Genomic DNA, 17883 nt, shown 5'->3' with positions numbered 1-17883 from the left:
TGCCAGGCCGCGGAAAGCGCACTGCCAAACAATCTGCTGCCACGGCCCGCATAACAGCAGCGTACTTCGTTCAGCCCCCTCAATGCAGCACCACGCCATGTGCCACCGGCCCTAAGCTTCATGCAAAGGCCAGGCCGGTAGTGCTGGCGCATGATTAGACGCAAATGACGGACGCGAACGGACCCTCCCATGACCCAACTCACCGACTTGCCACAGCTCGCCGCGCTTGATGCCGCCGATCGCGCACACCTGATCCACCCTGTGTCGTCCTGGCGCGCGCACGAGCAGCGCGGCCCCACCGTGCTGTCGTCGGGCCGCGGCGCGTGGCTGACCGACGCCACCGGCCACGAAGTGCTCGACGCCTTCGCCGGCTTGTGGTGCGTCAACGTCGGCTACGGCCAGGAGAGTGTGGTGCAGGCCGCTGCCGAGCAGATGCGCCGCCTGCCCTACGCCACCGGCTACTTTCATTTCAGCAGCGAGCCGGCGATCCGCCTCGCCGACAAGCTGGTGCAGATCACGCCCCGCTCGCTGAATCACGTGTATCTCACGCTCGGCGGCTCCGAGGCAGTCGATACGGCCGTGCGTTTCATCACGCAGTACTTCAACGCAACCGGACGCCCGTCGAAAAAGCACTTTATCTCGCTGGAGCGCGGTTATCACGGTTCCTCGTCGACCGGCGCGGGTCTCACTGCCCTGCCCGCGTTCCACCGCGGCTTTGACCTGCCGCTGCCGACGCAGCACTACATCCCCTCGCCCAATCCCTACCGCGCTGCCGATCCCACCGATGCGCAAAGCATCATCGCCGCCTCGGTGGCGGCACTGCGTGCAAAAGTGGCCGAGCTGGGCGCGGACAATGTGGCCGCGTTCTTTTGCGAACCGATCCAGGGCTCGGGCGGCGTGATCGTGCCGCCCAAGGGCTGGCTCAAGGCCATGCGCGACGCCGCGCGCGAGCTGGACATCCTCTTTGTCGTCGACGAGGTCATCACCGGTTTCGGCCGCACCGGCCCGATGTTTGCCTGCGAAGCCGAAAACGTCGACCCGGACATCATGACGCTGGCCAAGGGCCTTACCGCCGGCTACGTCCCGATGGGCGCGACGGTGATCTCCGACCAGGTCTATGCCGGCATCGCCGACGGCGCCCCCGGCGCGGCGCCCATCGGCCACGGCGCCACGTATTCGGCTCACCCCGTCAGTGCGGCAGTCGCGCTGGAGGTCCTGCGCCTGTATGAGGAAGGCGGAATTCTGGCCAACGGACAGCGTCGCGCGGCCACCTTCGCAGCCGGGCTGGATGCGCTGCGCAGCCATCCGCTGGTGGGCGACTCGCGCCATCGCGGCCTGCTGGGCGCGCTGGAGCTGGTCAGCGACAAGGCCAGCAAGCGCGGCTTCGACGCAACGCTGGGCCTGTCCGATCGCATTGCCGCGACCGCCTACCGCAACGGCGTCGTGTTCCGCGCCTTCGGCGACAATATCCTCGGCTTTGCCCCGGCGCTGACGTACACCGAAGACGAATTCGAGCTGATGTTCGCGCGCCTGAAGAAGACGCTCGACGACGTGCTCGCCTTGCCTGACGTGCGTGCCGCACTTGCGAGCTGAGACAGCAGCAGTCAGACCATTGTTTCCAAACCAAAGCCGAGCCGCCGCCCCATGCCCGACAACGCTCCTTCACTGCCTGCGCGATTCATGCGGCTGGCAGAATCCGACCGCCCCACCATCATGCTGCGGATCGATGGCCATAGTGCCACCGCACTGGCGGGCGACACCCTTCTGGTCGCGCTGCTGCTGAATGGCCGGCGCGTGCGCGACAGCGAATTCGGCGACGGCCCGAGAGCTGGGTTCTGCATGATGGGCGCCTGCCAGGACTGCTGGGTATGGACGCCCGCCGGCGAGCGCCTGCGCGCCTGTTCCACGCCTGCCGAGGCCGGCATGGAAGTGCTGACCCGACCGCCCGCGCACCACTGGCCCGCGACACCAGACCTGCAGGAATCGCTCGCGCGCCACGCGCAAGGAGCCGCCGCATGAGCACGCAGTCAGTATTGCCCCGCATCGTCGTGGTCGGCACCGGCCCCGCCGGCGTACGCGCGGCCCAGGCACTGGTGCAGGCCGGGCTGCGCCCGACCGTGGTCGATGAAGGCCGGCGCGACGGCGGCCAGATCTACCGCCGCCAGCCCGAGGGCTTCAAGCGCTCCTACGCCAAGCTCTATGGCAGCGAGGCCGACAAGGCCCAGGCGCTCCACCGCGATTTCGACGCCCTGCGCGCACGGATCGACTACCGCCCGAACACGCTGGCGTGGAACCTGACCGAGGGCGAGCTGCACGTCGTGTGCGGGGACGAACCGCAGACGCTGCCCTTCGACGCACTGCTGGTTTGCTCCGGCGCGACCGACCGGCTGATGCCGGTGCCCGGCTGGCACCGCGCCGGCTGCTACAGCCTGGGCGCTTCGCAGATCGCGCTCAAGGCACAGGCCTGCGCCATCGGCGCGCAGGTCGTCTTCCTCGGCAGCGGGCCGCTGCTCTACCTGGTGGCCTCGCAGTACGTGCAGGCCGGCGCGCGCGTGGCGGCAGTACTCGACACCTCCCCCGCGAATAAATCCTGGGGTGCCATCACCGGCCTGCTGGCGCGCCCCCGGCTGGCGCTGCGCGGGCTCGGACTGATCCGCGGCCTCAAGCATGCCGGCGTACCGGTGCTGCAGGGCGTGACCCCGCTGGCCATCGACGGCGATGACCGCCTTGGCGTGCGGGGCGTGACCGTGCGCGATGCGCGCGGACGCGAGCAGCGCTTCGAATGCGACGCCGTAGGGCTGGGCTGGCACCTGCGCGCCGAGACGCAACTAGCCGACCTGGCGCGCTGCGAGTTCGCCTTTGAACCCGTGAGCCGCCAGTGGCTGCCGCGCATCGACTTGGACGGCCGCAGCAGCACGCGCGGCGTCTACCTGGCCGGAGACGGCGCGCGCATCCTCGGCGCCGATGGCGCCGAGGCCGCGGGGCGGCTTGCGGCGCTGGCCGCTCTGGCCGACCTGGGGCATGAGCGGGGCGGCACGCAATACGCCGCGGAATCGGCCGCGCTGCGCCGCACCCTCGACCAGATGGACCGCTTCCGCCAAGGGCTGGCGCGGGCCTTTCCGTGGCCGCATACACAGGCCGCCGCACTGCCAGATACCGCGGTGGTATGCCGCTGCGAGGCCGTGACGGTGGGCGAACTGCGGCGCTGCGTGACAGAGCTGGACAGCCAGGAAGTCAATCGCGCCAAGGCCTTCAGCCGCGTCGGCATGGGCCGCTGCCAGGGCCGCTTCTGCGGCCATGCCGCGGCCGAGATCGTGGCGCAGGCCTGCGGCGTTCCGGTCGAACAAGTCGGTCGCCTGCGCTCGCAGGCACCGGTCAAGCCACTGATGATGAATACACACGAGGTGAAGGCATGAGCAGCACGGCAACCAAAACGCACGACGCCGATGTGCTGGTGCTCGGTGGCGGCCTGATGGGCACCACCACCGCCTTCTTCCTGCGCCAGCAGGGCCTCTCGGTGGTGCTGCTGGAACGCGAGCTGGTCGGGCGCCAGGCCAGCGGCACCAACTTCGGCAATGTGCGCCGCCAGGGACGCGCCCTGCACCAGATGCCGCTGGCCAACCGGGCGCGCGCCGTCTGGGGCCGCGTGAAGGAACTGCTGGGCGAGGATCTCGAGTTCGTCCCGTACGGCCACCTGCGCGTGTGCTACACCGAACAGCAGGCCGCCGTGCTCGAGCAACATGCGCACGACGTGAAGCCGCTCGGACTGGACCTGGAGCTTTTCACGGCCGAGCAATTGCGCCGGCGCTGGGGCATCTTTGCGCCCGGCGTGGTCGCGGGATCGTACTCGCCGCAGGACGGCCATGCCAACCCGCGCCTGGCCGGCCCGGCCTTCGCGCGCGCCGCGCGTCGCGCCGGCGCGCAGATCGTCGAGCACGCCGAGGTGATGCAGGTCGAGCGCGACGCCAATGGCTTTGTTGCCCACACCGCCGATGGCCGGCGCTTCCGCGCACCGCAGATGCTGGTGGCCTGTGGCGCCTGGTCCAATCGCATGGCCGAGCAGTTCGGCGAGGGCGTGCCGATGGATGCACGCGGGCCACAGATGGGCGTGACCGAGCCGCTGCCCTATGCCATCGGCCCCTCCATCGGCGTTTCGACGCCGATCGAGCATGAGAGCCTGTACTTCCGCCAGATCTCACGCGGCAACATCGTCTTCGGCGGCGGCCTCAAGGGGCCGGCGTACACCGACCGCATTCGCGCCTATGTGAAGCCTGATAACGTGCTGCGCCAGCTGCGCGAGCTGCGCCGCTTCGTGCCGGCATTCGAGCATGTGCAGCTGATTCGCGTGTGGAGCGGCATCGAAGGCTATACCTCTGACTGGCAGCCGGTGATGGGCCCCAGCGCCACGGTGCCTGGCCTGTACTATGCCTTCGGCTTCAATGGTGAAGGCTTCGCGATCAGCCCCGGCGTGGGCGAGACCATGGCCGAGCTGATCGGCACGGGAAATACCTCGATTCCGCTTGAGCCCTATGCCATCGGGCGCTTTGCCCGTGCGCAGGTGCTGCAGGAAGTAGTCTGACCCGCACCGACAGCGATGCGCCTGTAAAAGTCATCGGGTTCCCGCCTGCGCGGGAACGACGGTGACGATCTTGGCCACGGTGCAATGCCGTTCAGTCATGCCTGCGTCATCCGCGCGAATGCGGGGACCCCGTGACTTTCAAAGACGCCGGATCCCCGCTCGCGTGCCGATCACTGCAGGATCACATAGACCTTGCGCAAGGGTTCCACAATCTCCCAGATGCCGGTCGTGTTGGCCGGGAAGAACAGGGTGTCTCCGGTCTTGATCCGGATCGGCGTGCCACCCGTCGGCGTAAACAGGCATTCACCGGCAAGGATGTGCATGACTTCGGCTTCCGCGATTTGCCGTTCGTAGGAGCCGACTGTGCATTCCCACAAGCCGGTGCGGTTTTGTCCGGCGCCCTCCAGGTCAAGCTCGAAGCTGCGGGTATGGCACGGTGGTTGGCTTAGCGGTCTGCCGACAGGGCCGTCGTCGGTGAGGTCGCTGCCAGAGGCGGAATGCGGAATGATGGTGATGGGCATGGAGGTCAGAACAGTGAGAGCGGGAACGAGGCGGGAAAGATAAGCGATGGACAAGGGCGGTGCCACGCATGCACACCGCCCCGGCGCGAGAACGCCTTACTCGTTGTCCTCGACCGCATCCGCCAGTTGCGCCAGCGAATGGAAGTGGTAGTCCGGCCTGGTCAGTTCCGGCACTTCCATGGTGCCGCCAAAACCCGGCTGCGCATGACGGCGCTCGATCCAGCAGGTCTTCAGGCCGAGCTTTCTGGCAATGCCGATGTCATGGTATTGGCTCTGCGCCACATGCAGGTTGTCCTGTTGCTTGTAACCCCATTTGGCCTCATAGCGGCCACGCGCATAGGCGAAGTACTGCGGATCGGGCTTTTCCGTCAGGGCATCGTCACAGGTGACGGTATCGTCAAACGGGAAGTCCAGTGTCTTCTCGAAGTGAGTCAATGCCCAGCGCTGGGCGTTGGTCATCGCCACCAGCTTGAAATGCTTGCGCAGGCGCTTCAGTGCCTCGACCGAATCGGGAAACGCCTTCCAGTTGACCACGGAATCCCGCAGGCCGCGTGCAAGTTCTTCGGAATCGGGCAAGCTCAGGCTCTGCGCCATCAGGTGCCAGCAACGCTCCAGGTCATCGGGATACCACATCGTCTTGTCTGCGGCGCGCGTGCGGCGATAGGCGGCGAGGAAATCCTCATCGCTGATGGCGCTGTCGGGAACGGCGCGACGAAGATAGTCGAGCATTCCGCCCTCGAAGTCGATCAGCGTGCCAACCACGTCGAACGTAAGTACCTTGAAGTCTTTGAGTGCCATGAAGAACCTCTGCTAGAAAGAAACACACAAAAAGCCGCCTACCCCGTTCGCGTATGGACGCGACCGCGGCGCCAGCATCCAAAGCGGCAGGTCCGAGGCACCATGGAGAAAAGCCCACAGGCATGACTGCCTGCGGGCAAGGCTTCACAGTGAAGCGGAGACCACCAGTGAACCTCAACGGCCCGCAGTACGAACTACGCCGGACGGAAAATCGCATATACCTTGGCGACCTGCTCGCGGCTATCCCAGCTGCACCGCGCATGCTGTTCGACCAGGAAGATATCGCCGCGTGAAAACGTTCCGCTACGGCCGGTTTCATCTTCAAACGTCACGCTGCCCTCCAACAGGTACATCAGCTCGTAGTGGGGATAGAACATCGCCCGGCGATGGTAGGGTGTCGAATCCCAGGTGCCGCAGACGAACTGCCCGTCCTCGGAGCGATAGTCCGTGTAGTTGCGACAAGCGGGGGTCGGCGTGAGCAGCAACTCGGCCGCAGGCGCGCCGGACGGTTCCAGTACCGGCCCTTGCGCGATCGGCAGCAGCGCGCGCGCACCAGGACTGCTGTACTGGTAGCGCATGAACAGGATCGACACCGGGCATTCAGCCGACCAAGCGAATTCGGCATCATGCAACAGCACAGCGCTGTTGTCCGGACCCAGCACGACCGTGCGATCCCGCTGGGTCAGTGTCAGCTTGCCCTCGCAGACGATGATGAACTCATCCGCGGGCTGTGCCTTGACCAGCCCGCTCCCGCCGTCCAGCGTGATAACGCCGAGCGTTACCGGTCCCGGTGGCAAGTCCAGCATGCGACGCCGGGAAAGGAAGTCGTCTTCCCCGGAAGCGTCGGTAAAGGGAACACCGAGGGAATGGTCTTGCGCAAACGCGCGCAAATCGACAAACGTAGCCGGCGTGGCGCGCTCGGTGACGCCCTGCAGCAAACTTGACATGACTTGTTCTCGCGATAACAAGGATTACGCTGCATGAGCCATGAGCCGCGCAAGCCCTCAATAGGAAAAATTCTCTCGGCGCAGGCGTTGCCCGAGATGGATCGTGTCCGCCCTCGCGTCGCATACGCCCTGAACAGCATTACAGCACTATCGAGCCTCCGGAGTATCGCGTTCGGACAGTGTCCAAGCATAGAAACAGCGGCATTTGGCGTGCCGTTCAGCATAATTTGCTGCATCCCGAACAGGTCGCTGCTGACATGGGCGCCGGCCAATGCCATGGTGCGGAACAGCGGACTGCATCCCGTAAGCCCCTTGGCGGAGCGCGGGCGTAGCAATTTGTGCGGTCTGGCGCCGGCCGAACGGCATAAGCGCCGCGCGATAAGGCGGCTGCCAGACGAACCTGTGGAATCGCATTGACGCCGTAAAGCGGGACGGACACTGTGGCAAGATGGCTTCAGTCAGTAGTCCTGCCAGACGTGTTGAAGATTCGGCTTACTCAAAAGGAAGACACCATGCCAAGCCACGCAACCCATGCTCCAGTCACCTACCGCGCCATGAGCGAAGAGGACGTGCCCGCCGCATATGAACTGTCGCAATCCTTGCGCTGGCCGCATCGTGCTGAAGACTGGCAATTTATCCTTCGTCTGGGTACTGGCTTCGTCGCGGAGGAAGCCGGGGTAGTGATCGGTACCGGGCTTTACTGGAAGCAGGGACAGCAGGCATCGCTTGGGATGATCATCGTGTCGCCGTCGCATCAAGGCAAGGGCATCGGCGGCGAGTTGATGCGCCTGGTGCTGGAAGCGCTTGGCGACCGCTGCACGCTGCTGAACGCAACCCCCGCCGGACAGCCGCTGTATGAGCGCCTCGGCTTCGTCGCGACGGGCACCATCAATCAGCATCAGGGCACGATGAATGCCGTCGACCCGGTGGCACTGGCCGCAGGAGAATCGCTGCGTCCGTTCGCGCCAGCCGATATCGAGACGATCGTCGAACTCGGGAATCGCGCAACCGGCATGTCGCGCGGCGAAGTGCTGAAGTCATTGCTCGCCGTGGGTGAGACGGTGGTGCTGGAGCGAAATGGGGAAGCGGTCGGATTCTCGGTCATGCGCCGCTTCGGGCGAGGCAATGCGATCGGGCCGGTGGTGGCCTCCGATAGCGAACGCGCGAAAGCCTTGATTGCCTGCTGGTCTGGCGCCTGCACCGGGTCTTTCGTGCGCGTGGATGTCACGGGAACGAGCGCCCTGCAGGACTGGCTCGCGCAGGCGGGACTGGTGCAGGTGGATACCGTGGTGGCGATGGCGCGTCATGGCGTACCGACGGCGGATGGCGCGCTCAAGCAGTTTGCCATCATCAGCCAGGCGCTCTGCTGAGCCACGTCGAACCCGCCTCTTGTGGTCGCGAGTTTATCTTCAAGGCCTACAAAGCGGGCATTACGCTGAAAACGCGGGTGATGCGGATCACCCACATGCTCCACTGGACCGGTCGCATGAACCCGGGTCTGTCGGCCTTGCCGACAGCATGAGGTGGGCTACTCATCGCCTGCATGGAATTCTGATACAAATGCCGGCGCTTCTTCCATGCGATAGCGGCCATTCTGACACACGTAGTACATGGCGTGATGGCGGCCGCCTGCGAACGTGACACAGCAAGAATGTTCGAAGCGACCGAAACGGGTGATACCGATGCCCGGCAATTCCGGCCGCTCCCATACGCGCTGTTCCTCGACGCAGTCCAGGACGCGATGCTGAGTCCTGGGATGCATGGATGAATTGAGCATCATGTCGATGTACCCGAATTCACCGAGCAACGGGTAGCGCTGCCGCATTGCCGTCCATCGTCGCTTAGGCGACATTGCAAACCTCCGTGTCGGGCTCGATGTTGCCAGCGTTCAGCATTTCAACGATTTTCAGATCATGGTTGCAGTGCCTGACCTTGATCGCAATCTCCATCATCAACTCCTGGGCCCACTTGTATAGTCGTCTTCCAAAAAGATGTGCATTGACCGGGCAGCCTCGCACAGTGTGCGGAGCGCCGGTCAAATTGCCCGATTACTGCGCTTGCCTGAGTTGCTCCAGGATCGCAGGATCCTCAAGAGTAGACAGGTCTTGCGTGATCGGTTCGCCCTTGGCAATGGCACGGAGCAGCCGGCGCATCACTTTGCCCGAACGGGTCTTGGGCAGGTTGTCGGCAAAACGGATTTCCTTAGGCTTGGCGATAGGGCTGATCTCCCTGGCGACCCAGTCGCGCAACTCCCTGGCGATCCGCTGCGCTTCGGCTCCCTGGGGCCGGGCGCCCTTCAGCATGACATAGGCGCAGATGGCTTCCCCGGTGGTATCGTCCGGCTTGCCCACCACGGCGGCCTCCGCGACGTGCGGGTTGGCGACCAGCACCGATTCGATTTCCATGGTGCCCATGCGGTGACCGGAAACGTTGAGCACATCGTCGATGCGACCGGTGATGCTGAAGTAGCCGGTCGATTCATTGCGTACCGCGCCGTCACCTGCCAGGTAAAGCTTGCCGCCCAGTTCCTGCGGGAAATAGCTTGCCTTGAACCGCTCAGGATCGCCCCAGACCGTGCGGATCATGGACGGCCACGGGCGCTTGAAGACCAGGATGCCGCCTTGCCCGTGCGGCAGTTCGTTGCCGCCTTCATCGACCACCGCCGCCATGATTCCAGGCAACGGCAGCGTGCAGGAGCCCGGCAGCAACGGCGTCACGCCAGGCAACGGGCTAATCATGTGCCCGCCGGTTTCGGTTTGCCAGAAGGTGTCGACGATGGGGCATTTGCTATTGCCAACGTTGTCGTAGTACCACATCCACGCCTCCGGGTTGATCGGCTCCCCTACCGTGCCAAGCAAGCGCAGGCTGGACAGATCGTACTGCTTCGGATGCAGCTCCGGGTCATTGTCGCAAGCCTTTATCAGCGCGCGGATCGCCGTCGGGGCGGTATAGAAGATCGTGGTTTGATGCTTGCTGGCCATGTCCCAGAAGCGGCCGGCGTTGGGGTAGGTCGGCACACCCTCGAAAACGACCTGGGTCGCGCCCGCCGCAAGCGGGCCGTAGGCGATGTAGGTGTGGCCGGTGATCCAGCCGATGTCGGCCGTGCACCAGAAGACGTCGGAAGGCTTGATGTCGAACGTCCACTTCATCGTCAGCATCGCCCACAGCAGATAGCCACCGCATGCATGCTGCACCCCTTTGGGCTTGCCGGTAGAACCCGAGGTGTAGAGGATAAACAACGGATGCTCGGCCTCGACCCATTCCGGTTCGCAGATGGTGGGCTGGTCGACGGTCAGCGCATGCAGCCACAGGTCACGTCCGGAGACGAGATCGATGCTGGCGCCCGTGCGCTTGTAAACGATGACGTTGTTCACGGTGTCGCAACCGCCCAAGTAGAGGGCTTCATCGACGATCGACTTCAACGGCAGATGCTTGCCGCCACGCACCTGCTCGTCGGCCGTGATCACTGCCACCGCGCCAGCATCCATAATCCGTTCGCGCAGGGACCTGGCCGAGAAGCCGGCGAAGACCACGGAATGCACCGCACCGATGCGCGCGCAAGCCTGCATGGCGGCGATACCTTCGATGGACATCGGCATGTAGATGACCACGCGATCACCCTTCCCGATGCCAAGCGCCCGCAAGCCGTTAGCAAACTGACAGACCCTGGCGTGCAGCTGCGCATACGTGACTCGGGTGACACGGCCGTCGTCGGCCTCAAAGACGACCGCTGTCTTTTCGGCATTGCCGTTCGCCAGGTTCCGGTCCAGGCAGTTGTACGAAACGTTGAGCTCACCGTCCTCGAACCAACGGTAGAACGGAGCGTGTTCCTCGTTCAGCGTCCTGGTGAACGGCTTATGCCAGGTGATGAGGTCGCGTGCATGCCGGGCCCAGAAGCCTTCGTAATCGTCTTCGGCTGCGGCGCATATCGCCCGGTAGCCTTCCATGCCGGAAATGTTCGCGTTGTTGACAAACAGCGCGGACGGATTGAAAAGCTCGGGTTCCCGATTCATGGGCGCAATATCGGACATGACTACTTCTCTGAGCGTTTAGAAAATTTTCTACCGATGACCCAGGGGTCTGGTATCACCAGTGGCGATGTCTGAAGGGCAGCATGGCGACGAGGGGCTCGGCATAGCCCACGACAGTGATGGCTGTCGGCTATGGCGGTACGTACTTTGCATTTCCTCGCCATGAACAGCGAGAGCAGGCCCGCGATCCGGATAAAGTATCGCATCGCAGCGCTGGCAGAAGCTGCCGAATACGCTCTGAACTTGCAATTTCCGGTGTTTTCTCGCCCGCTGTTGGAGGCCGGACGCTGCGCCGCTGTGGCTGGCATGATGCGGAGGCCGGCGGCCAACGCAAAGCCGTCCCGGGAGGGACGGCGCTCCAAACCTGGCAACCCTGAAGCCGAGCGGAGTTGTATCAAAAACCCGGAGTTGCCCCCGGGTCTGCACTAACGGACTTAAGCTCAGAACTTGTGGCGGATGCCAACGACAGCGCCAAACTGGTTTGCACCCGGCTGCACGGCTTCGCTGCTCGCACCCAGCTGGTCATTGAAACCGTTCACCCCCAGGTTCGACTTGCCGCGGTTCAGTGCGTACGAAACCGTGGTGTAAAGATCCGTACGCTTCGACAGTGCATAGTCCACCAGCGCCACGAACTGCCACGGGTTGCCGGCGTTCGACTGACGCAGGTTCTGGTAGTACGCAGAGCCACTGACCGACAGCGCCGGAGATACCTGGTAGCCAACGCCAACCCAACCCAGGTTCGACACTGTGTTGGTCAGCGCAACGCCAGGCAGGGTGGCACCGTTGAACGCGTGGGCATATCGGTAACCGCCGTAGAGCTTGGCAGGACCGAAAGTGTATGTCCCGGCGACTGCGGCCCGTCTGATCAGACTATTGGTCGACAGAGCCGTGGCGGCCGACCGGTTCGACTGGTCGTAAATGGCGCCAACGGCGAATCCGCCCACAGCATAGTTCACAGCGAACGAGTACTCACGCCCGTTGGTGAAATTGCCCGCGACCTCCTGGTTGTTGTTGTTGAAGCTATACAGGCCAGTCACGCTCAGGCCGCCGAACGTCCCCATATACTTGGCGGAGTTGTCGGCACGCGCCCCGCCCATGAACGGGTCTTGTGCACCGATGGAATAGCGGCTCGCGATCGACATCGGGTCGTAGGTAACGCCAAAGTCATAGAACGGGGTCGTGTGCCGGCCCAGGGTCAGCTGGCCCCACTGGTTCTGCAGACCGACGTAGGCGCCGCGACCAAAGAGACGACCACCCTGCCCCGAGGCGCCGGTATCGAGGTTGAAGCCGCTTTCCAGCAGGAAGATGCCCTTCATGCCGCCGCCCAGGTCTTCTACGCCGCGCAATCCCCAGCGCGATCCGGACTGGTTGCCCGATTGCAGGGCCCAGAGATTGTTGCCCTGGGCGCCGGCGGGTACGGTACCCGTCGAAGCAACAGCCTTGTTCAGGTACTCAATACCCACATCAGCAACACCGTACAGCGTGACGTTCGATTGCGCATACGCGCTGGGGACCACCAGCAAAACAGCCGCAAAGGCTGACAGTTTGAATTTCATGAAATGATTTGCTCCAAGAATGGTAAGTAGCCCATCCGCATCGGTTCGAATTCGGGCGAAGCAGATTCTGCATTGAATCTGCAAGACTTAACAATCCGTATTCGAGCCATGATGTTGGTATTACATCTAAAGCGTTTTTTAGGCCAGCGCCTATTTTTTTTCAGTAATTATCAGCCTAGGATGTGCGAGAGCTCTGCTGTCGCGTGTATGTCATCAGCATATATCGACACTTTCCATGGCTTTGCGGCAGAGCCCGTCCGGGGCTGCCCTTGGGCAGCCCTTCTTTTTGCAGCGGTTACTCACCGCAGCGCTTGTATTCAGGACGGGATCACCGCATGCCTGTGCTTGACCAGATACAACGCCAGTTCTATTTCATTTCGCAGCCCGAGCTTGCTCATGGCCGAGCACTTCTGGACGCTGATCGTCTTGACGCTGCGCTGGAATTTCCGTGCAATCTCCTGCAGCGGATAGCCTTGCGCCAGAAGGCGAAGGACCTCGCGTTCGCGCGGGCTAAGACGATCGTCGCACTTGTCTTCGCAATGGCGGGTCGGAGCAATCAACAACCCCTCAGTGTCCGGGTCTATGTACTTCGCACCTGAGAGGACGGTTTGGCATGCATCGGCCACGAACTGCAGGGCCATCGATTTTGCGACAAACGCGTCGGCACCTTTCGCCAGCAATTGACGAACCAGACCGTGTGGACGCTGCCCCGAGAAGACCACGATCTTCACCTTGGGGTACATCCGGTGTAACCGTTCGATCAAGCGCAACCCGTCGATCTCTCCGCCATAGTCATAGCCGGTGATCACGATATCCGGCAGTAGCAGTGCATGCTTCTTGAGTTCCGAGAGAAGCCCATTGACGCTATCCGCGATGGCTATGACGTCAATGCCTTGACGCGCCATGTACGGCGCCAGTCCGGCGAGCACCACGGGATGATCGTCGGCAATCACAGCGGTAGTTTTGGTGCTCATTGCCTGGAAGCAGAATGGAGCCGCACAATCTTTTCAGTTTCCTTTCGCACGGTCGACAAGACCGCTGAGCCGCTCACCGCGCTCGCCGCGGCGCAGATTGTCCGCGTCGGCCAGGACTGCCATATCGTCTACCTCGTGCGGGGTCGTGGGTATGTCATCGCAGTCGTAGCAGCGCCGGGCGAAAAAGGGGAATCATGATGCGATGAACACGCCAGCATCTGATAGGAAAAAATTACTGCATCCACGCACGCACCAGGATGACGCACTCCCAGGGTAAATCCCGACGAATATTGCGGTGCACATGCACGCGCGCTGAGCGCACGGCATGCAATGCCAAACGGGACATATGAAACCGCAGCTATTACCGTCATGGCCCGGAATACCCCACCAAGCGCTTGGGCGCACATGCTTCAATGTCGCATCCCACAAAGACCCTGGCCCCCGTCCCAGGAGTCATTGCCTTGTCAGAGAAAAAGCCGTTCGAGAGCTTTGTCGGCCCAGACGAATCAACCCGGATCATGAGCGCCCTGCACCACCGGATTTCGGAATCTTGCAACGCGAGACGTTCCCCCCGCAGCCGAAGTGGATCCACGGCTTTTTGCCAGATCCCTGCGGGCGTCTGATGGGTGATTCGTCAGTCGATCACTTGCGACTCGCGGCCTGATTTATCCACTAAGAAAGGAGACCCCGTGAACCCATTCATCTTGCGTCTGCTGGCGCGGCGCGTCGGACTGGCGCTGATCTCGCTGCTGGCCGTCTCGGCCATCGTCTTCGCCATCACCGCGGTATTGCCCGGCGATGCCGCGCAGGAACAGCTCGGCCAGGACGCCACACCCGAGGCCCTGGCCGCGCTGCGTACCCAGATGGGCCTCGATGTCCCCGCGCCCGTGCGCTACGTGCACTGGCTGGGCGGCATGGTGACCGGCAATGCCGGCGAGTCGCTGGTCACCCGTCAGCCGGTGTCGGAGGCCATTGGCAGCCGCCTGCCCCAATCGCTGTTGCTGGCCGGCCTGACCGCACTGATCTCGGTGCCGGTGGCGCTCGGCCTCGGCATCCTGGCGGCGGTCTACCGTGGTACCTGGTTTGACCGCGGCGTCAGCCTCGGCGCGGTGGCGGTGGTCTCGGTGCCGGAGTTCCTGGTCGCCACGCTGGCCGTATTGTTGTTCGCGGTCCAACTGCGCTGGCTGCCCGCGCTCGCCTATATCGGCACCGACGATTCGTGGGATAAGATCCTGCGTTCGCTGGCCATGCCGGTGCTGAGCCTGTGCTGCGTGATCGTCGCGCAGATGCTGCGCATGACCCGCGCCGCGGTGATCGACCAGCTCAACGCGCCCTACATCGAGATGGTGCGGCTCAAGGGCGCTTCCGCGACCCGCATGGTGCTGTTCCACGCGCTGCCCAACGCCATCGGCCCGATTGCCAATGCCGTGGCGCTGAGCCTGTCCTACCTGCTTGGCGGCGTCATCATCATCGAGACCATCTTCAACTACCCGGGAATCGCCAAGCTGATGGTCGACAGCGTCGCCCAGCGCGACATGCCCGTGGTCCAGGTGTGCGCCATGATCTTCTGTTGTGCGTACCTGACCCTCGTCACGCTTGCCGATGTGTGCGGCATCGTCGCCAATCCGCGTCTGCGCCATCGCTGAAGCCTCGCCATGCAGGAGCTGCAATTCATGTCCACTTCCTCCCACACGCAAGCCACCACCGCGGTGAGCGCCCCCGACCAAGGCTGTCGCCGTCCGCGCCTGCCCCGCCTGGGTCTCACCGGCTGGATCGGCTGCCTGATCCTCATCGGCTGGCTGTTCGCCGCCATCCTCGGCCCGATCCTGATCCACGCTGACGGCACGCCCGCGGGAGAGATCCAGGTCTTCGCCCCGATCAGCGCCCAGCACTGGCTCGGCACCGACTACCTCGGGCGCGACATGCTGGCGCGCGTCGTCCTGGGCGCCCGCTACACCGTCTGCGTCGCGCTGGTCTCGACCCTGTGCGCCAGCGGCATCGGCATCACGCTGGCCTTGCTCGCCACCGTCAGCGGGCGCTGGATCGATGCCTGCCTGAGCCGCGGCGTCGATACGCTCACGGCCATCCCCAGCAAGATGTTCGCGCTGATCATGGTCGCGGCCTTCGGCTCGTCGGTGTGGATGCTCGCCGTCACGGCGGCGATCATCTACGTGCCGGGCGCCTATCGCATCGCGCGCTCGCTGGCGGTCAACATCAATGCGATGGATTACGTGACGGTTGCCCGCACCCGCGGCGAAGGCACCGCCTACATCATGCGCCAGGAGATCCTGCCCAATATCCTCGGGCCCATGCTCGCCGACCTGGGGCTGCGCTTCGTCTACGTCGTGCTGCTGCTCGCCAGCCTCAGCTTCCTGGGCCTGGGCATCCAGCCGCCCGATGCCGACTGGGGTTCGCTGGTGCGCGAGAACATCGGCGCGCTGTCTGAAGGCAGCATGGCGGTGGTGGCGCCGGCGCTGGCCATCGCCAGCCTGACCCTCGCCGTCAACCTCGTCATCGACAATCTGCCGGGTCGCTCGGCACGTAACGGAGTCAAATAAATGGGCACGTCCGTAAAGGTCAGCAATCTGCGCATCACCGCAGGCCAGGCGACGTTGGTCGATGGTGTGGACTTCGAGATCGAGCCCGGCAAGGTGCTGGCACTGATCGGCGAGTCCGGCTCGGGCAAGACCACCACCGCGCTGGCGCTGATGGGCTTTGCACGCCACGGCTGCGAGATCGCCGGCAGCATCCGGGTCGGCACCACCGACGTATTGCACCTCTCGCCCGGCGACCAGCGCCGGCTGCGCGGGCGCGAGATCACCTATATCGCGCAGAGCGCGGCGGCCTCGTTCAACCCGTCGCGCACCATCATGGACCAGGTGGTCGAACCGGCGCTGATCCACCGGCTCATGGATCGCAAGGCCGCCGAGAAGAAGGCGGTCGCGCTGTTCCGCGAACTGGCGCTGCCCGACCCTGATTCCATCGGCGAGCGCTACCCCCACCAGGTCTCCGGCGGGCAACTGCAGCGCCTGATGGCGGCGATGGCCCTGATCACCGATCCCGACCTGGTGATCCTCGACGAGCCGACCACGGCGCTGGACGTCACCACGCAGGTCGAAGTGCTGCGCGTGTTCCGCCGCGCGGTGCAGGAACGCCGCACCACCGCGGTCTATGTCAGCCACGACCTCGCCGTGGTGGCCCAGGTGGCCGACCACATCCTGGTGCTGCGCGACGGCAAGATGCGCGAGCTGGGCGAGACCGACCAGATCCTGTACCAGCCCGCCGACGACTACACGCGCTGCCTGCTGGCCGCGGCGCGGCCGACCGAGCGTCCGGGTGCGCCGGTGGACCCCGACAAGAGCCCGCTGCTGCTGGAGGTCCGCGATCTGTCCGCCGGCTACGGTGTGCTCGATGCGCACGGCCAGCCGGCCGCGAAGATCCTGGAAGGCGTCGACCTGAAGCTGTACCGGGGCCAGGCGATTGGCGTCATCGGCGAGTCGGGTTCGGGCAAGACCACGCTGGCGCGCGCGATCGCCGGGCTGGTGGCACCCTGCCACGGCAGCATCGCCTTCAACGGCCGCCCGCTGAAACCGACAGTGGCGCAGCGCAGCCACGATGAGCTGCGGCGCATCCAGATCGTGTTCCAGATGGCCGATACCGCACTCAATCCCGCGCGCACCGTCGAGGAGATCCTGGCGCGGCCGCTGCAGTTCTTCCACGGCCTGCGCGGCGAAGCGAAACGGGCACGGATCCGCCAGCTGCTCGATCTGGTGCGGCTGCCCCCCGGCGTGGCGCAGCGCACGCCTGGCGGCCTGTCCGGCGGGCAGAAGCAGCGCGTGAACCTGGCCCGGGCGCTCGCCGCCGATCCGGAACTGATCCTGTGCGACGAGATCACCTCGGCGCTGGATACGGTGGTCGGCGCTGCCATCCTCGACCTGATGGCCGAGCTGCGCAAGGAACTGGGCGTCTCCTACCTCTTCATCAGCCACGACCTGCACACCGTGCGCTCGATCTGCGACGAGATCGTGGTGATGCAGCATGGCCGCAAGCTGACCCAGGTCGCGCACGCCGACTACGACCGCGGGCCACACCACCCCTACTACGCGCTGCTGGCGCGCTCGGTGCCCGAATTGCGCCGCGGCTGGATCGATGAAGTCGATCTGCACAGCGAAGGCGAAATCGCGGCTTCGCGATAACGCCAACCGGCCGGCGCGGTGCCAGCAGGCGCCGGCCGGGAACATCCACGCGAATTTCGCCGCCATCGGCGCGCGTGGCTTTGTTCGGCAAGCCGTCTGGCGCTCAGGGCGCGCACAGATGACGGGCTTGCCGCGCGGGCTTCAAATGCAAAGCGGCCGGCTTGCGCCGGCCCAAAGCTGACAAATCTGAAAGACGCTAAGAAGTAGCGAGGCAAATCCACGCCCTCCCCTCACCGCTTGTGCGCTCCCTCTCCCCGTGCGGGAAAGGGTCGGGGTGAGGG

At 64.3% G+C, this 17883-nt stretch carries 16 protein-coding genes; 9 read left to right on the top strand and 7 right to left on the bottom strand.

Going from position 1 to position 17883, the window contains the following annotated elements; genetic code table 11:
• Window positions 1-189: 189 nt before the first annotated feature.
• Genes CNE_RS08465 through CNE_RS08450 form a run of 4 tightly spaced genes read left to right on the top strand, consistent with a single transcriptional unit; the run spans window position 190 to window position 4579 of the window.
• On the top strand, window positions 190-1593 hold the full coding sequence (locus CNE_RS08465; protein ID WP_013956709.1) for an aspartate aminotransferase family protein: 1404 nt from the start codon (window positions 190-192) through the stop codon (window positions 1591-1593).
• A 51-nt stretch (window positions 1594-1644) separates the two neighbouring features.
• On the top strand, window positions 1645-2019 hold the full coding sequence (locus CNE_RS08460) for a (2Fe-2S)-binding protein (protein WP_013956708.1): 375 nt from the start codon (window positions 1645-1647) through the stop codon (window positions 2017-2019).
• Window positions 2016-3416 carry an FAD/NAD(P)-dependent oxidoreductase gene (locus CNE_RS08455; RefSeq protein ID WP_013956707.1) on the top strand — a complete coding sequence of 467 codons (1401 nt, stop codon included), beginning with the start codon at window positions 2016-2018 and terminating at the stop codon, window positions 3414-3416. Before CNE_RS08460 ends, CNE_RS08455 begins: the two co-directional genes overlap by 4 nt.
• Complete coding sequence (locus CNE_RS08450) at window positions 3413-4579, top strand: NAD(P)/FAD-dependent oxidoreductase (RefSeq protein WP_013956706.1); 1167 nt, start codon at window positions 3413-3415, stop codon at window positions 4577-4579. The genes CNE_RS08455 and CNE_RS08450 overlap by 4 nt, the downstream gene beginning before the upstream one ends.
• A gap of 170 nt (window positions 4580-4749) precedes the next feature.
• On the opposite strand, the gene CNE_RS08445 is transcribed toward CNE_RS08450, so the two are convergent.
• The 3 genes from CNE_RS08445 to CNE_RS08435 form a co-directional block, all read right to left on the bottom strand.
• Complete coding sequence (locus tag CNE_RS08445; protein WP_013956705.1) at window positions 4750-5100, bottom strand: cupin domain-containing protein; 351 nt, start codon at window positions 5098-5100, stop codon at window positions 4750-4752.
• Between the two features lie 96 nt (window positions 5101-5196).
• Window positions 5197-5898 (bottom strand): HAD-IA family hydrolase, encoded by a 702-nt coding sequence (locus tag CNE_RS08440; RefSeq protein WP_013956704.1) that lies wholly within the window; start codon window positions 5896-5898, stop codon window positions 5197-5199.
• A 194-nt stretch (window positions 5899-6092) separates the two neighbouring features.
• Window positions 6093-6845: a cupin domain-containing protein gene (locus CNE_RS08435; RefSeq protein ID WP_013956703.1), complete on the bottom strand. Its 753-nt coding sequence runs from the start codon at window positions 6843-6845 to the stop codon at window positions 6093-6095.
• Between the two features lie 512 nt (window positions 6846-7357).
• Here CNE_RS08435 and CNE_RS08430 point away from each other — a divergent pair.
• Entirely contained in the window at window positions 7358-8215 is an 858-nt protein-coding gene (locus tag CNE_RS08430) for a GNAT family N-acetyltransferase (protein ID WP_013956702.1), read from the top strand.
• 158 nt (window positions 8216-8373) lie between these two features.
• Here CNE_RS08430 and CNE_RS08425 read toward each other — a convergent pair whose 3' ends face one another.
• The 4 genes from CNE_RS08425 to CNE_RS08410 all read right to left on the bottom strand — a co-directional run bounded on the left by CNE_RS08425 (window position 8374) and on the right by CNE_RS08410 (window position 13385).
• Window positions 8374-8670: a hypothetical protein gene (locus CNE_RS08425; RefSeq protein WP_013956701.1), complete on the bottom strand. Its 297-nt coding sequence runs from the start codon at window positions 8668-8670 to the stop codon at window positions 8374-8376.
• 223 nt (window positions 8671-8893) lie between these two features.
• Complete coding sequence (gene acs, locus CNE_RS08420) at window positions 8894-10876, bottom strand: acetate--CoA ligase (RefSeq protein WP_013956699.1); 1983 nt, start codon at window positions 10874-10876, stop codon at window positions 8894-8896.
• A 440-nt stretch (window positions 10877-11316) separates the two neighbouring features.
• The gene (locus tag CNE_RS08415; RefSeq protein ID WP_013956698.1) at window positions 11317-12432 is read right to left on the bottom strand and encodes a porin; all 1116 of its coding nucleotides are present in this window, start codon (window positions 12430-12432) and stop codon (window positions 11317-11319) included.
• 317 nt (window positions 12433-12749) lie between these two features.
• Window positions 12750-13385: a response regulator transcription factor gene (locus CNE_RS08410; RefSeq protein WP_238553065.1), complete on the bottom strand. Its 636-nt coding sequence runs from the start codon at window positions 13383-13385 to the stop codon at window positions 12750-12752.
• Here CNE_RS08410 and CNE_RS40970 point away from each other — a divergent pair.
• From CNE_RS40970 to CNE_RS08395, 4 genes are all read left to right on the top strand, one after another.
• Complete coding sequence (locus CNE_RS40970; protein WP_148271574.1) at window positions 13368-13604, top strand: hypothetical protein; 237 nt, start codon at window positions 13368-13370, stop codon at window positions 13602-13604. The genes CNE_RS08410 and CNE_RS40970 overlap by 18 nt on opposite strands.
• A 491-nt stretch (window positions 13605-14095) precedes the next feature.
• A complete protein-coding gene (locus CNE_RS08405) occupies window positions 14096-15052 on the top strand; it encodes an ABC transporter permease (protein WP_013956696.1) in 957 nt (318 codons plus the stop codon).
• A 27-nt stretch (window positions 15053-15079) separates the two neighbouring features.
• Window positions 15080-15964 carry an ABC transporter permease gene (locus tag CNE_RS08400; protein ID WP_013956695.1) on the top strand — a complete coding sequence of 295 codons (885 nt, stop codon included), beginning with the start codon at window positions 15080-15082 and terminating at the stop codon, window positions 15962-15964.
• A complete protein-coding gene (locus CNE_RS08395) occupies window positions 15965-17602 on the top strand; it encodes an ABC transporter ATP-binding protein (protein ID WP_013956694.1) in 1638 nt (545 codons plus the stop codon). It abuts the gene before it with no gap.
• Window positions 17603-17883: the final 281 nt, after the last annotated feature.

This window comes from Cupriavidus necator N-1, assembly GCF_000219215.1.
GTDB classification, from domain to species: Bacteria; Pseudomonadota; Gammaproteobacteria; order Burkholderiales; family Burkholderiaceae; genus Cupriavidus; species Cupriavidus necator.
This window is presented reverse-complemented; position numbering and strand designations above follow the sequence as displayed.

What these genes read in the sequence shown, in the direction of transcription:
- CNE_RS08465 (WP_013956709.1), top strand. Translation starts at nt 190, where the DNA reads ATGACCCAACTCACCGACTTGCCACAGCTCGCCGCGCTTGATGCCGCC.
- CNE_RS08460 (WP_013956708.1), top strand. Translation starts at nt 1,645, where the DNA reads ATGCCCGACAACGCTCCTTCACTGCCTGCGCGATTCATGCGGCTGGCA.
- CNE_RS08455 (WP_013956707.1), top strand. Translation starts at nt 2,016, where the DNA reads ATGAGCACGCAGTCAGTATTGCCCCGCATCGTCGTGGTCGGCACCGGC.
- CNE_RS08450 (WP_013956706.1), top strand. Translation starts at nt 3,413, where the DNA reads ATGAGCAGCACGGCAACCAAAACGCACGACGCCGATGTGCTGGTGCTC.
- CNE_RS08445 (WP_013956705.1), bottom strand. Translation starts at nt 5,100, where the DNA reads ATGCCCATCACCATCATTCCGCATTCCGCCTCTGGCAGCGACCTCACC.
- CNE_RS08440 (WP_013956704.1), bottom strand. Translation starts at nt 5,898, where the DNA reads ATGGCACTCAAAGACTTCAAGGTACTTACGTTCGACGTGGTTGGCACG.
- CNE_RS08435 (WP_013956703.1), bottom strand. Translation starts at nt 6,845, where the DNA reads ATGTCAAGTTTGCTGCAGGGCGTCACCGAGCGCGCCACGCCGGCTACG.
- CNE_RS08430 (WP_013956702.1), top strand. Translation starts at nt 7,358, where the DNA reads ATGCCAAGCCACGCAACCCATGCTCCAGTCACCTACCGCGCCATGAGC.
- CNE_RS08425 (WP_013956701.1), bottom strand. Translation starts at nt 8,670, where the DNA reads ATGCGGCAGCGCTACCCGTTGCTCGGTGAATTCGGGTACATCGACATG.
- acs (WP_013956699.1), bottom strand. Translation starts at nt 10,876, where the DNA reads ATGTCCGATATTGCGCCCATGAATCGGGAACCCGAGCTTTTCAATCCG.
- CNE_RS08415 (WP_013956698.1), bottom strand. Translation starts at nt 12,432, where the DNA reads ATGAAATTCAAACTGTCAGCCTTTGCGGCTGTTTTGCTGGTGGTCCCC.
- CNE_RS40970 (WP_148271574.1), top strand. Translation starts at nt 13,368, where the DNA reads ATGATCGTCGGCAATCACAGCGGTAGTTTTGGTGCTCATTGCCTGGAA.
- CNE_RS08400 (WP_013956695.1), top strand. Translation starts at nt 15,080, where the DNA reads ATGTCCACTTCCTCCCACACGCAAGCCACCACCGCGGTGAGCGCCCCC.
- CNE_RS08395 (WP_013956694.1), top strand. Translation starts at nt 15,965, where the DNA reads ATGGGCACGTCCGTAAAGGTCAGCAATCTGCGCATCACCGCAGGCCAG.